This window comes from Thalassobacillus sp. C254 (genome assembly GCF_001310615.1).
In genome coordinates this window covers 1-13,941 of the sequence record NZ_BAXQ01000035.1, presented here as the reverse complement: position 1 = coordinate 13,941, position 13,941 = coordinate 1, and the positions used below count along the sequence as shown (strand labels likewise).

Genomic DNA, 13,941 nt, shown 5'->3' with positions numbered 1-13,941 from the left:
CTCTACTTCCTCTTCACTTACCTCAACAATATCGTATTGGTCATCTATTCTTTGTGTTTCTTCATTACTATCCTTGGTAAATGGCGTGACAGTCTCATCAGCTTCCGGTTTTTTCCACTAGTACCTTTACCATGCCATCTTCCATGAAAGCATCGTCTAGTGGAAAAAGGCATAAAAAAAGCACACTAGCAGCTACTATTTTCTTTTTCATTTATTCTCCTCTTTGCTGAAACTCTATTTTATTAACTACTTTATACCTTTTATTTTAACATCTATTACCAACTAAGTGAGTCTTTTTTTACATCATTTTTGACAATTGGAACATATGAAAAGCCCCGGTCTCCTGCTCGGTAACCGGGGCACTGTTATATAATATCTATGAATCTATCAGTCTATTTAATGCCTACAATTCGTTGGAAGTCGTTTACATCATGAAAAGGTCGTATGGATGTACGATTTAAACGCATAAGGTCATCCCCTGGGTTTACTTTTCCGCTTCTAACAGTAAAGGACATGGTAATCCCGGCATCCCTTAAAGCCTGAATAGATGTGGAATTAAAAGCACCATATGGGTACGCAAATGCAGTTGTTCCGTTTCCAAGAAGACGAAGACTTTCCTTTACATCATCTCTTATTTCGTTTCTTGTTTTTGATAGAAGAAAAGCTTGTCCATTTGGTTCTGTCGTGTGGAAGGCATGAGCATGGCTGCCATACTCAAACACATCGCTTGCCATAGCTATCTCGTCCCAGCTGAAATACTGGTTACGGGTTTCATATGCGTATTGTTGAGTATCCTGTGTAATTCGGTTCGTAATAATAAAGTTTGCAGCAGTGAAACCATATTGCTTCATAGACGGATAAGCGTGAAGGAAATTATTCTTGTACCCATCATCAAAGGTAATAAGGACACTATTTTTGTATACTTTACGATTTCCTTTTACAAATTCTTCAAGATCTTTCAAGGAAATAGAATGAAAATTGTTTTCATGCAATGCTTTCATTTGTTTATCGAACTCATGTTTCAAAACAATAGTATTGTGCAGATTGCCATTATCACGGTAAAGGCGTGATGAAACATCATTTTCGTCGATAATATGATGGTATGTCAGTACTTGTACCTCCTGGGAAAATTCCGGCAAGGTTAGACCTAGCGCACCTATCACAGGATACGGAAGGGCGTTCTGACCACCTAATATGTAATAATAAGAATTTATCGTTCCCATGTGGCTTTCAGCTCTTGGGCTGCACGGTCATGATGAGTCAATAAAACACTTGCATTGGTTCTGTGAGCTAATCCTGCTGCTGTTACCGCATCCGGAAAATCTTGTTTCGTTGTATTCGTTGATGTTCCTCGGACAATAATATGGTTATCAGAATCTGGCTGTAGTTCTTTAATCCCTTTAATATTTGTATCAAATCGGTTAGTTCCATCTATTCTAGTAACCTTGTGACCTTTGTCCTTCAATTTCTTTTCAATCGATTCGTTAACTACCGCTTCTCCGCCAAATATGTAAATTTCTTCGATTCCCTCAGGAATATCAACTGGAAGCTCCTTTTCTCGAGTCAGATAAATAGGTATTTGCTGAACAGCGGACATCCCTGAAGCCGAAAGAGCATCAGCCATAGTCGAGCCGTTTGCCAAGAACGCCTTACCGTTTAAATCCACGCCTGACTGTTGATTAATTTCTGCTGCTGTTTCAAAACGGTTATCTCCTTTAAGACGCTGCACACTATATCCTTGGCTGTTTAATTCGCTTTCCACTGCTGAAGAGATCGCTTGTTCTCCGCCTAACAGGTAAACCTTCTCCGTTCCAAGTCTTTTTAGTTCTGTCACCACTGCTGCAGGGACACGATTCGTATTAGTAAGAAGAATAGGTGCATCTTTTACACCTGAGATACTAGCCGCAGACAAAGCATCTGCCGGGTCGTCGGCTCTAAAATGACGGCTTTTTCAGGGTGTTCAAGTCCTTCCGGCCACCCCTTGTGTGAAACCTTAACTGACGTTTCTACACGATTTTCACCTGCTACTCTTTCAAAATCCAGATACCCTGCCTCTGTCATATGTACTATTGAAAAAACAAAAGAAACGAGAAAATGAATGGTGCTGTAAATTTGTAAATCTTTATCACTAGATCTTACCTCCTGTATGACTTTTTAACAGGTTAAATACTACCATATTAGTAGAAAAAAATGGTATATATTTTGTATTTTTTTGTTAAAGTTCATTGTTTATTGGTAATAGCTATGATTTTTAACCTGGGTCTATCTGTTCAGATAGTAAATATAGAAGACGTGAGTTTCTTTGTAGGGAAACAACAACCACTTGAAGAAAAAAGGGTGGGAAAAGCAAAAAAAGAACACGGTACATGCATTGCACGAACCGTGTTCTTCTCCTACTATATTATTAACTTGCTTTTGGTTTCTGCAGCTCTTCTCTTTGAACTGGCGGAGTGTATTTTATTCTATTTACTTTACCCACGACATAAGATCCAAATGGAAGCTTGTTCATCATATATGCAATCACTATAGATCCTATAACTCCTACAAAAAATAATAGTAAGGTATACACCGCAAGGTTCATATCAACCGACTGATCAGTGAGCTTTCGTATCGCCCGCAGGATCATAAAGTGAATAAGATAAATACTGAATGAATAGTTACTGATCAGCACAGCCCATTTTGGAAAGGGCTTGATCTTCGTAAACACGTAATAAAGAAGGGCCATAACCACGCAAGTATATAACAGCAAATCCACTCTCTTGGAAGAGACATCTGTAACGATGCCTGCTCTGTGGTTAAACACTAAGAACATCAGTAAACCGGCACCACCGGCGGTTACCCAGACAATATTCTTTTGAAGCCAGCCTTTCACTTGATCAAAATTTTTCCCTGCATAATAGGCAGCTGTAAAATAAAATACCCAGCCTGGAAATGGAATGATCGAATGCCTCTCCCAAAACCTTTCCGATATTCCAGCGACAGGTCCATAAAATAAAAGATTGAGAGATACGCTGCATTTACTAAAAAGGAGATTGATAGAATCATCAAAGGGTTTGCCTTATATAAATGCTTAGCAAATAATTTATGAAGAATATAAAATTGAAAGATAATCAAGACAAAATAACCGTACCAGGAACCTAAAACAAGAATGTTCCAGACCTTATCCCAGTATCCGGCCAGTGATAATGATCCGCCTGCATACCATATATCAAACAGTCCGTAAATGAGCCCTATGCTGATGTAGGCAGAAGAATATAATGAATCCTTTTAGCAAAGAAATTTTTTGGTACTTGTTTAGGGTAGGCGTATGCCAGCAGAAACTCAGAAATTAATATAAAAAGAGGTGTAGCAAACATCAATGCAACTTGAAATGTCTGCATCCAGCTTCTTAGTTCACCACTGATCGCTACACTATTTATTGCCACAGTCACTGCATGTATAAACACGATGCTCAAACACGCAAACGCCCGGATGTAGTTAATCTCATTAACTACTTTTTTCTTGCTCATAAAAAACCTCCTTGCTCCGCTTCCATAAGATATACCATCTTAAAGAATTTAGCAAGAAGGTTTCTGTTGTTAATTCTTACAAATTATGAACTATCTTTTAAAAAGCTTGGATTTCAGTTTATCCATCCAGCTTACTTTCTTCTTCCCAAAAACCACTCAAGAATTTCTTCTTTTTCAGCTGTATCCTCAATTTCTTGTTTCGCATAGCCATTTTCAAAACTTGTTGATGTATTACTTTGGTGAATAATGACTAAGTACCTTCTATCGGTAATTTCCTCGTGAGGAAGCTCTTGGACAGATAAATGACCCTTAAGCTTAATTCTTTTACCTTCAAGGTACTCGTTTGCATCATAAATAATTGTATAAAATGGCGGTGACGGCAGATCAATTGTAGCCAGCCTGTCTTGAGGAGCGTCATAAATATAGCCGACTTTATTAGTAATCACTACTGTGTCGCTATTTGTAGGGTCATGCTGGTGCAAATACTCAATATGATCCTTATGATACATGTCATCAGAATCAATTCGTACCAAATAGAAATAATCATGCCCTTCCACTTCTTTGTTTACAAGCGTGTTGAACGCTGATTTCTTAACAAACTTTACGTTTTCAGGTAGTTCTTCATACTGGTTTAACGCATCCTGCACAAGTTCTTCTGACCTTTGATCGTACTGTACAAACGTAATAAAGTCCTGGTTGGTCTGGTTCTTTAAGCTCTTTAAAGTGAATGTCTGGAATACTTCCATCCGGTAATCAATCCACTCTTTTGTCAGCCTTTTCTCTTCCTTATCCTGTAATCCCCAGTTATTAAAAGCAATGGATACTAATATCTTCTTTTTTGGCAAAAGAGAGCCTCCTTACCTATGCCTTTTTCTTCACTTTACCATCGTAAAAGCTAGCTTTCCACGATTTTTCTTGCAATTTGGTCTGCACCGTTAATTTGAACAAGCTTTTTCGTGCTTTCTCTCATTTGTTCGTTAACCTCTGGGTCTAACGCGCGGTCAATGGCCTCTTTGAAATCATCTTCACCCGGGTCACGTAATACGATCGCAGCCCCTGCGTCGCCTGCAATATTTGCTCTGGCCACCTGGTCATCTGTTTTCGTATTCTCATTAGGCAAGAAGATAGACGGCACACCAAAGTACATAAGCTCATGGAACGTATTATAACCGGTAGCTGAAATAGCCAGGTCAAACGCTCCAAAATACATGGAGTTAGGATAATCCCTAATTGTCATGACTCTTTCCATATCTACGGCAATCCGTGTTCCAATAATAGATTCACCTACGACCACATAGACATTTTCCCGGCTTGTCAGTTCTCTTAGCAAAATAGAAATCGTGGAATTAATGTCATTTATATTCCCCGCGCCTAGCTGTACGTAAACAAGCTTTGCACCTTCGGGGATGTTCCACTTTTTCCGTACAATTTCTCTTCCGACAAGCTCTTCCTTATCCAAATAGATAACGGGTTCACTGTGGACCACTTTATCCTGTGTTTCCATGTTGCCGCTTGCTCCCGCTTCTCCTGGCACAAGAATTCGGTCAAAGTACTTTTCTTTCTCAGAAACAAGCTCAGCTGTGCCTTCCTTATGCTGACCTCGTTTTACCCAGTACTTTTTGATCCCCTCATCTTTTCTCATGGAGGATACTAAGCCGGCGTAGGGAAATGCCCCGTCAAACACAATCATTTCTGGCTGATGCAGATCAATGACATCATTTAAATGGTTGTGCAGCATTTGATTCCATTGCTTCGCAGTCATTTCTTTCGGGAAGAGCATCTTGGACGGTAAATGATATCCCAAAAATCCTTCCTGAAGGATTAAGTGCATCGCCGAGCTTGTTGTATGGAAAACGATCTCTTTATTGGGATCCAGCTTCTTCACTCGTCTGGCAATGGCCAAGAGTCTCGTTAAGTGGCCAAGACCTGCTCCATTTGTTGGTACAAATACAATCGTTTCTTTTGTTTCTGAAATCGGCTGCACCTTTTCTTGCTTCTGCTGCTGGGAAGAAGCATTTCGAGGAACGATCTCTCCGTTTTTTGTCTGCTTATAAATACGATACAACGTACGAGGCAAGCCAAGCATCTTCCTGGGAGATCGCATAGAATTAATTATGGCGTCGCCGATTCTGTACCTTGCTGATGCATTTTCTTTATGTACGGCAAGGACTTTATTAGATTTATCTAATAAGTTCTTTAATTTCTTTTGTTTTTGCTTTTCTTTTCCGATCTGGCGCTCAAGATGAGACACCATTCCTTCAAGTTCTTTCATTTGAAGACGATAGCTTACCATCTTTTTCAACGTCTCGGCTTCAATAAAACGATCAACATTACTCTCAGATCCTTCAGCTTTCTCTACATCCTGATATTTTTCTTTCACATGGGAAAGAATATCCTGAGTAACCCTTAGCCACTTGCCAACCTCTGTTTCTTCAGGCTCTTCACTGACTTTTATGTATGGATTTACTTCGCTTGTAAAAAATACATACTTCTCCAGAATCTTTGTATCTATAATAGAAAGCTTCTGTTCGAGGGATAAATCTTTAAGTTCAGAGATTGTTGCCTCATCATCTTCTGTTAAGAAATCATAGTAATAGACAAGCTTTGTCTGTTCCTTAAGAAAAGGAGAAATGAGAGTAAATAACCCGGCTAGGCTTTGTTGCCGGGTTATTTTGGAGTATACAATAACATCAGTAAATGAGAGACTTTGATCGATTTCACTAAGGTCGTAGACGAATTGAACTTGTCCTTCACTAATCGCCTGAACGGGAGGCTCTATTTCTGAATCTAGCAGGACAGTAGTTGAGCAGCCTTTCTGTTCAAGCAAGGAAAGAAGATCAGGCAAGGGCTCTTGTGAGCCTATAATGAGCACTTGTTTGCCCGCTGCTTTATTTGCGGAATACTGGGTGTATGTTCTCCAAAATTCCATTTCATTGTAATAGTTGTTCAATTCATTATTCCCTGACATTGTTTAGACTCCTATCATTTTGGGGTTAAGCCGAATTTCTGTTCCAGCAGTCTTACTTCTTCATCATGCTTAGAACCACCAAGCAATACAACATTGCTTCCAGTATTATACTTTTTCGTTACATTGCGTGTATCATAAACAATTTGGGCGTTATCAATCACCATTTGGTAATCAACGTCAGTATGATTTGTTGCAATCACGACGATATCAGAGTTAGAGACGGTATTTTCGTCTAGGGAAACTGGCTCGAGTACCTCACCACGGTTTTTGAACGATTTCACATAAGGATCGTGGTAGGTAACATTTGCACCTTTATCTTCTAACAAACGGAAGAGCTCAACGGCTGGTGATTCTCTAAGATCATCTATATCCTTTTTATAAGCCAGCCCTACAATTAACACATTGGAGTTCTTAATTGGCTTCTCGTTTTCATTTAGAAGATCACTTACTTGCTGAAGCACGTATCTTGGCATGTTTCCATTGACGTCGCTTGCCAGTTCAATAAAGCGGTTATAGAAGTTAAACATTTTCGCTTTCCAGGAAAGATACATAGGATCTAAAGGAATGCAGTGTCCGCCAATTCCAGGTCCCGGATAGAAAGGCATGTAACCAAATGGTTTCGTTGCTGCTGCGTCAATAACCTCCCATACATTAATATCCATACGGTCACACATTACTGTTAACTCGTTAACAAGACCGATATTTACACTTCTAAATGTGTTTTCAAGAAGCTTAACCATTTCAGCGACACTTGTGGAACTAACTGGAACAAGGTTCTCCAGGAAGGAATTGTATAGTCTTAAACCAATTTCCAGGCAGGTAGGTGTTACACCACCGATAACCTTTGGTGTATTTTTTGTATTAAATTGAGGGTTTCCTGGGTCTACACGTTCTGGAGAGAAACATAAAAATACATCTTCTCCGACCTTATAATCAGTTTCTTCCTCAATGACATTTTTAATGAGTTCTTCTGTCGTTCCCGGGTAGGTTGTGCTTTCAAGAATGACCACAGTATCCTTCGTCATATATTGAATGAGTTCTTGTACTACAGCATTAATAAAGGATACATCCGGGTCTTTTGTTTTGTTTAACGGTGTTGGTACACAAATGCTGATCGCATCACAATGCTTGATATTTGAAAAATCTGTAGTTGGTACAAAGCTTCCATCAATGATGTCTTGTAATGTGCTGTCAGACACATCCATCACATATGAATTCCCGTCCTTCAACTGGTTTACTTTTTCCTCAGAAACGTCAAAACCATATACATTGAACCTTGCTTGGCAACTTCAACTGCTAATGGAAGACCGACATAACCAAGGCCCACCACCCCGACAGTAGCGTTCTTATTTGAGATTTTTTCCATTAATGTATTAGACATTAATCTTACACCCTTCTTTCTTAGGAAAATAAGTAAGGAACCTGTGAAGCACCTTTTCCTACCTTTTTATATTGAAAACCAATATTACATAGAAGTTTCTCATCAAGCACGTTTTTTGTATCTATAATATTATGATTGTTCATTAAGTCATAAAGCTTCTTGTAGTCAAGCTCCTTAAAGGCTGAATGCTCTGTTAACATGATTATACAATCTGCCCCATTAACAGCTTCCTCCACTGTAGATACCTGCTCTTCCATCTTCGATTCTACGTAAGGATCGTAGATGGTGTACTCTACATTAAGCTTCTTTAAATACGATATCACCTTTAACGAAGGGCTTTCTCTCATGTCCCCTATATTCCCTTTGTAGCAAGGCCAAGAAGAGCAACCTTCGGCTTTGTGATAAATTCTGTTATTTGTTCAATCAGCCCCCCGACATACATAGGAGTTTCATCGTTGATCCTTCTTGCCGTTTCAATCAGTTTGGCTTTGTCAGGAGAGGCTTCATGCAAGAACCAGGGATCCACTGCGATACAGTGACCGCCGACACCGGGACCCGGCTGATGAATGTTCACTCGCGGGTGGAAGTTTGCCAGCCTGATCGCTTCCCACACATCGCAGCCTAATTGATCGGAGATCTGGGCAAGCTCATTGGCCAAAGCAATGTTTACATCCCGGTACGTATTTTCCATTAATTTTACCATTTCCGCCGTCTTGGCATCTGTAATGTGAATGGTCCCTTTAACAAAGTGCTTGTAAAGGGTTGCCGTCCTGTCAGCTGATTCCTGATTAATGCCTCCAACAATGCGGTCATTGGAGACCAGCTCTTCAAACAATTTTCCAGGCAGGACCCTTTCTGGTGAATGAGAAACAAATACTTCTTCTCCTACTTTAAGTCCTGTTTTTTGAAGTTCCTGTATCATTACCTTTTCCACTGTCCCCGGAGGCACGGTGGATTCTAATATGATTAAATCCCCTTCCTTCACGCAGGAACAATCATTTCCATAGCATTTCTTACATAATCTATGTTTGCTTTCTTTTCTTTTGTAATAGGAGTAGGAACAGCAATGATAAAGGCATCAGCCTCTTCTGGCTCTTTTGAAAAAGAAAGATTTCCTTCTTCAATAACATGACCAAGCGTTTCCTCCAGCCCTGGCTCTTCAATGTGCGGCTTCTTTAGGGACAAGGAATTGATGACTTCCTGGTTAATATCCACCCCATGCACACGAAAACCACAGCTTGCAAACATCACTGCGGTTGGCAATCCTATATATCCGAGCCCCATTACACATACTTTCATCCCAATAACCACCTTTGACATATTTCGCTTAATTCCATGAAATATGTCGAGACATAAAAATCCTCTATCTTTGAATTTTATTGCAATTACCTGTTCAATTCAAGCACCAAACTCTGTCAAGTGTGTATTTTTGCGTATTTTATCCTATTTTGTCAGCGTTTTATAGAGAGAAACCAGTTTATCCTGTTCGACTTCCCACGTGAAACGAGACTTTTTACGTAAACATGTAGATTTATAATGCTCATAATCTTCCATTATATTCATGACCGCTTCAGCAATACTGTGAGCGTCCTCACTGGTGCACACTCCAGTTCCTTCCTCGGTTACAATGTAACTCTTCCCTGGGTGGTTTGAAGCGACAGCTGGAATACCGGCAAGCATGTATTCAAAAATCTTATTCGGAGTGGAATAGTAATTATTTTTGGAGAGATTCTCATACATCACTAATCCAACATCAGCCTGCTTCGTATACAGAAGCAAGTCTTTTGCTGGTACTTTTTCATGGAGAAAGAAGCGATCGCTTACCTTTTCTTCCTCGGCTTTTGCCTTAAGGCTTTCTTTAAGGGGACCGTCACCGATGTACACCATCTTATACTCGTTTGGAAGGTCTCTCAGTGCTTCAATGCATAGATCCAGTCCTCTTTGCTGACTTAGGCCTCCCTGATAAATAAGGAGAATATCATTTTTAGACAAACCGTAGAGGGACCGTAAGTCTGGAACTGTACGCCCTTCCTCTTCGACTATATCTTCTGGTGTGTTTTGGAGGATGGTCGAAGGAAAGTTTCCGTATTTCTTTTTCATTTCCTCTTCCATAAAAGGGTTTACTGTAATTACTTGATCTGCTTTTGGCAGGAAATATCCCTCAAGTTTGTATCCTATGGTCCGGTCGAGTTCGTTTCTTCCTGACATTTCGTTAAATAACTCATGTGCATCAAAGATGAGCTTTGCCTGAAACTTCCTTGACAGATAATACCCCGTTGGCAGGGTATTAAGGTCATGACAATGTACAACCTTAAAGTTCATCTGGTTATAGGACTTCAGGATTTTCCGGTAAAATTCACCGTAACCCGTGAAATCTTTTGCCAGCTTTATATAAGGGCTTCTAATTATTTTAAAGGCAAGGGAAGTCTTTTTTCTTGTTTGGGAGGGCTTGTACCCTCCTAGTGACTTTTTGGCCTTTTTGCTTAAAATCGGAATTCGGTTCACGTACACATTTTCGTGAAGCTCTTCCTTGGGTTCATGGTCATACTCCTGTAAGCAGGCAATGTGAACCATGTATCCTTTTTTAGCAAGGGCATTTGCTTCTCTTACCACTCTGGCATCATTATGAAGATCCTTAAATAGAAGCATTAAGACGTTCATTTTTTGTTCCCTTTCATGAATTCAAGATATTTTGGCACGACTTCTTCAGGAGGTCCGACTTCCATTTGTTCTCCTTTATGAATCCAAACGACGCGGTCACAAATGTCTTTTACCAGATTTGCTGAGTGGGTTACCATAATTACCGTCCGTTTTTGCTGGATCTTATCCATAATGGTTGCTTTGGACTTATCCTTAAACTGCTGGTCTCCTACTCCTAGTACTTCGTCGATAAGAAGAACCTCCGGATCCAGTGTGACGGCAATAGAGAAAGCAAGTCTTGCCTTCATTCCGGAAGAATATGTGCGTACAGGCTTGTAGACAAAATCGCCCAGCTCTGAATACTCAATGATTTTCTCAAGGTCCCTGTCTACGTCTTTTTTCTTATGGCCAAGGTATAAGGCATTTAAGTAGATGTTGTCTATTCCTGACAACTCTGCATCAAAGCCTGCTCCTAACGTGAGTAGAACAGGCCTTTTTCCGTATACTTTATATTCACCTTGTCGGGAGAATAAGACCGCTCAGTAGTTTGAGAAGGGTGCTTTTCCCAGAGCCGTTCCGGCCGATGATTCCCAGCACTTCTCCTTTGTATATTTCAAAATTAAGTCCTTTTACCGCCCAAAATACTTCGTCCTTTCGGAGACGAAGTAGATTTTTCATGGAAAAATTAGACGATTCAGGGTAAGAAATCCATATATCTTTCAGGTCTATTACTTTTTTATTTGCCATTAAATCACCTTAGCATATTGATTTTCAAAGCGGTGCAGGATTTTCCCACCTATGTATATAAGGATGATCGCAACACCCAGCCACATGAGCATGAAACTAAACATTGGAAGCTCTTCATATAAAAAGACATTTCGGTACGAAACAATAAACGTTGTGAGCGGATTTACATAGAGAAACGGCATGACGTTCTCAGGAACCCTGTCCAGCGTGTAAAGAACAGGAGAAAGGTAAAATAATGTCCGAGTAATATACTGCATCATGTTTTTAATATCTCTAAAAAACACGCCTACGTGCGCTAAAATCATCATGAATCCCAGCAAGAGAAGCATCTGTATGAAGGCTATGAGGAAGTAGTAAAATGCCAATGTCGTCACATCTACTCCATACACTAACAAGAACAAAAACATCATGACTGAGCTTACTAAAAATTTTAATGTATTGGTGCATAGCCGCACGGTAATAAACACGATTTTAGGTACGTAAATTTGTTGAAGTATCCTGACTTTTGAAGAAATAGCCGTAGTTGAGTCGACTAAACAGGCCATGGTCCATTTTAATGGAATTAAGCCGACAAACAAGAATACAGCATAGTCTTCTCCACCTCGCTGCAAAATGACTTGAACTAAGAAGTAAAAAATCATCATATATAGGATCGGGTCAAGAATCCACCATATAAACCCTATATACGTACGAGCACTTTGTGATTTGAAATCCGAGATTGTAAGATACCAAATTAGATCTTTCGATTCTTTAATATCCCGGAAGTACTTTTTCAGAATAAACATTTAATTACTCCCGATTCTGTTATTTAACAAATGAATTATATTACTTTATAAATAAGGTTTCAATGTATATTTTGTTTCAAAACACCAAATTAAATACGAGCCCGACGGCTCGTTATATTATGGAAGAAACTATATAGAAAAAACAGTGCTTATATTTTAAAACGATAACATTCAAATTATGAGCATGATTGGTAAGTCTGTTTGATAAATTTCTACCTTTCTACATTATATTACAAATTAAGCTACTATGTTTCTTTGTTTTACAAACATTACAGTTGTTTTACAAATAGCAAGCAAGCATTGCCATAGACGAGGGTTCGGGATAAGATAAGTAACGTGAACAGGAAATGTAGGAATATAATTCTAGTCTTATACATAGCAAACATACCTAAAGACCTATATATACAAGATCACTTAACGTGAAACTTAAACTTAAAAACTAAAAAACTTTGAAAATAAGAGGAGGGAATTCCTGGTTTGTAACAAGGTTACGGATTAATAGTGGAGTAATCCTATACATAAACTGAGTTATAAAGCAGGGAAGACACATTATGAAAAAATTTATGATTTCGACAGTATTTGCAACATGTTTAATGGTTGGTACCGTATCGGTTGCCGACGCAGCTTTAGGAGATCAAACACTACGTTCAGGCATGAACAACAGTGACGTTCAAGAACTACAACAAGCATTGAAAGACGAAGGATACTTCAACTTCCATACAACAACAAACTACTTTGGACCAATTACTCGTCAAGCAGTTAGAGACTTCCAACGTTCTGCTGGTATAACAGTTGACGGCATTGCTGGACCACAAACATTCGGAGCACTTGGAGTAAACGGCAGCAGCTCTTCTTCAAGCTCTAGCAACAGTTCTTCAAGCTCCAGCAGCTCTAATGTTTCTTCAAGCGACAGATTGGTACGATCCAAAGCAACGGTACACTTCGCCGCGGTGCGGTAAACAGCTCTGTAGCTGCTCTACAAATTGAATTGAAAGAGCGCGGACATTTCTCCGGTTCTACTGGTTCTACTTTTGGCCCACGTACTGAACAGGCTGTAAGAAGCTTCCAACGTTCTGCTGGTATCACAGCTGACGGAATTGCCGGACCACAAACGTTCCGTGCACTAGGCGGATCTGGTTCTTCTTCAAACGCAACCAGCTCTTCTAGCAGCAGTTCTTCAAGCTCCAGCAGCTCATCTTCACAAGTAGCTGGTGTATCTGCAAGCTATGAAAATGTAATCCGTACTGCACAAGCTCAAACTGGTACTCGTTATGTATGGGGAGGAACTTCTCCAAGCGGTTTTGACTGCAGTGGTTTCATTCAATATTCTTTTAACCAACATGGTGTATCTTTACCAAGAACAGTAGCCCAAATGTGGAACTCTACCACTCGCGTATCCAACCCACAACGTGGAGATCTAGTATTCTTTGAAACTCGTACTGGTCCTTCCCACGCTGGTATCTACCTTGGTAACGGACAGTTCATCCATTCCGGTGCTTCTACTGGTGTAACAACTACCAGCATGAGCAACAGCTACTGGAGCCAAAGATATCTTGGCGCTGGCCGTGTAAACTAATTACTATAACAAGCAAAGTGGCTTCCAATCGGGAGTCACTTTTTTAATACCCGTTTTGCAGAAGAGTAAACAGCTTTTTTATATATTTTTGCAGCTTTTTTAGGGGTGCCTCTTTGGGAGGGGTGCCCGGCACCTCATCCCGCTGTAATATATCTTTCCTACTGCAGCGGGCGAATTCACGCGTTTTTGTTACATCCTCCCGGCGGTGCCTGGCACCCTTCTTGGCTGTAATATATCTTTCCTACTGCAGCGGGCGGGGCCACGCGTTTTTTGTTACATCCTCCCATCGGTGCCTGGCACCTCATCCTACTGTAATATATCTTTCCTACTGCAGC

The 13,941-nt window shown here is 40.0% G+C and carries 13 protein-coding genes and 2 pseudogenes; 2 read left to right on the top strand and 13 right to left on the bottom strand.

The annotated features are described in order from the left end of the window. Positions 1 to 392 precede the first annotated feature (392 nt). From JCM19033_RS20230 to JCM19033_RS20170, 13 genes and pseudogenes are all read right to left on the bottom strand, one after another. Positions 393 to 1,223 (bottom strand): polysaccharide deacetylase family protein, encoded by an 831-nt coding sequence (locus JCM19033_RS20230; protein ID WP_054637683.1) that lies wholly within the window; start codon positions 1,221 to 1,223, stop codon positions 393 to 395. Beyond that, a complete protein-coding gene (locus tag JCM19033_RS20225) occupies positions 1,211 to 1,912 on the bottom strand; it encodes a cell wall-binding repeat-containing protein (RefSeq protein WP_054637682.1) in 702 nt (233 codons plus the stop codon). Before JCM19033_RS20225 ends, JCM19033_RS20230 begins: the two co-directional genes overlap by 13 nt. Then, positions 1,885 to 2,061: a hypothetical protein gene (locus tag JCM19033_RS23870; protein ID WP_157049999.1), complete on the bottom strand. Its 177-nt coding sequence runs from the start codon at positions 2,059 to 2,061 to the stop codon at positions 1,885 to 1,887. Before JCM19033_RS23870 ends, JCM19033_RS20225 begins: the two co-directional genes overlap by 28 nt. 343 nt (positions 2,062 to 2,404) lie before the next feature. Further along, the gene (locus JCM19033_RS20220) at positions 2,405 to 2,938 is read right to left on the bottom strand and encodes an acyltransferase family protein (RefSeq protein ID WP_374701276.1); all 534 of its coding nucleotides are present in this window, start codon (positions 2,936 to 2,938) and stop codon (positions 2,405 to 2,407) included. Positions 2,939 to 3,230: 292 nt separating this feature from the next. Continuing rightward, entirely contained in the window at positions 3,231 to 3,509 is a 279-nt protein-coding gene (locus JCM19033_RS20210) for an acyltransferase family protein (RefSeq protein WP_054637679.1), read from the bottom strand. 131 nt (positions 3,510 to 3,640) lie between these two features. Further along, on the bottom strand, positions 3,641 to 4,354 hold the full coding sequence (locus tag JCM19033_RS20205; protein WP_054637678.1) for a glycosyltransferase family A protein: 714 nt from the start codon (positions 4,352 to 4,354) through the stop codon (positions 3,641 to 3,643). Between the two features lie 50 nt (positions 4,355 to 4,404). After that, positions 4,405 to 6,477 carry a glycosyltransferase gene (locus JCM19033_RS20200; protein WP_054637677.1) on the bottom strand — a complete coding sequence of 691 codons (2,073 nt, stop codon included), beginning with the start codon at positions 6,475 to 6,477 and terminating at the stop codon, positions 4,405 to 4,407. A 14-nt stretch (positions 6,478 to 6,491) separates the two neighbouring features. After that, positions 6,492 to 7,858, bottom strand: a pseudogene (locus JCM19033_RS20195) (nucleotide sugar dehydrogenase). A 20-nt stretch (positions 7,859 to 7,878) separates the two neighbouring features. After that, positions 7,879 to 9,163 (bottom strand): annotated as a pseudogene (locus tag JCM19033_RS20190) (nucleotide sugar dehydrogenase). Between the two features lie 138 nt (positions 9,164 to 9,301). Continuing rightward, a complete protein-coding gene (locus JCM19033_RS20185; protein ID WP_054637676.1) occupies positions 9,302 to 10,519 on the bottom strand; it encodes a glycosyltransferase in 1,218 nt (405 codons plus the stop codon). Continuing rightward, entirely contained in the window at positions 10,516 to 10,950 is a 435-nt protein-coding gene (locus tag JCM19033_RS20180) for an ABC transporter ATP-binding protein (RefSeq protein ID WP_054637675.1), read from the bottom strand. The genes JCM19033_RS20185 and JCM19033_RS20180 overlap by 4 nt, the downstream gene beginning before the upstream one ends. A 61-nt stretch (positions 10,951 to 11,011) precedes the next feature. Then, a complete protein-coding gene (locus tag JCM19033_RS20175; RefSeq protein WP_054637674.1) occupies positions 11,012 to 11,245 on the bottom strand; it encodes an ATP-binding cassette domain-containing protein in 234 nt (77 codons plus the stop codon). Next, complete coding sequence (locus JCM19033_RS20170) at positions 11,245 to 12,030, bottom strand: ABC transporter permease (protein ID WP_054637673.1); 786 nt, start codon at positions 12,028 to 12,030, stop codon at positions 11,245 to 11,247. The genes JCM19033_RS20175 and JCM19033_RS20170 overlap by 1 nt, the downstream gene beginning before the upstream one ends. Positions 12,031 to 12,581: 551 nt before the next feature. Between JCM19033_RS20170 and JCM19033_RS26800 the strand changes: the two genes are divergently transcribed. Both JCM19033_RS26800 and JCM19033_RS26795 read left to right on the top strand, forming a co-directional pair. Continuing rightward, complete coding sequence (locus JCM19033_RS26800; RefSeq protein WP_269758440.1) at positions 12,582 to 12,989, top strand: peptidoglycan-binding protein; 408 nt, start codon at positions 12,582 to 12,584, stop codon at positions 12,987 to 12,989. Positions 12,990 to 13,018: 29 nt separating this feature from the next. Beyond that, positions 13,019 to 13,606: a C40 family peptidase gene (locus JCM19033_RS26795; RefSeq protein WP_054637672.1), complete on the top strand. Its 588-nt coding sequence runs from the start codon at positions 13,019 to 13,021 to the stop codon at positions 13,604 to 13,606. Positions 13,607 to 13,941: the final 335 nt, after the last annotated feature.

Coding starts and splice junctions, on each gene's coding strand:
- JCM19033_RS20230 (WP_054637683.1), bottom strand. CDS start 1,223: ATGGGAACGATAAATTCTTATTATTACATATTAGGTGGTCAGAACGCC.
- JCM19033_RS23870 (WP_157049999.1), bottom strand. CDS start 2,061: ATGACAGAGGCAGGGTATCTGGATTTTGAAAGAGTAGCAGGTGAAAAT.
- JCM19033_RS20210 (WP_054637679.1), bottom strand. CDS start 3,509: ATGAGCAAGAAAAAAGTAGTTAATGAGATTAACTACATCCGGGCGTTT.
- JCM19033_RS20200 (WP_054637677.1), bottom strand. CDS start 6,477: ATGTCAGGGAATAATGAATTGAACAACTATTACAATGAAATGGAATTT.
- JCM19033_RS20185 (WP_054637676.1), bottom strand. CDS start 10,519: ATGAACGTCTTAATGCTTCTATTTAAGGATCTTCATAATGATGCCAGA.
- JCM19033_RS20175 (WP_054637674.1), bottom strand. CDS start 11,245: ATGGCAAATAAAAAAGTAATAGACCTGAAAGATATATGGATTTCTTAC.
- JCM19033_RS20170 (WP_054637673.1), bottom strand. CDS start 12,030: ATGTTTATTCTGAAAAAGTACTTCCGGGATATTAAAGAATCGAAAGAT.
- JCM19033_RS26800 (WP_269758440.1), top strand. CDS start 12,582: ATGAAAAAATTTATGATTTCGACAGTATTTGCAACATGTTTAATGGTT.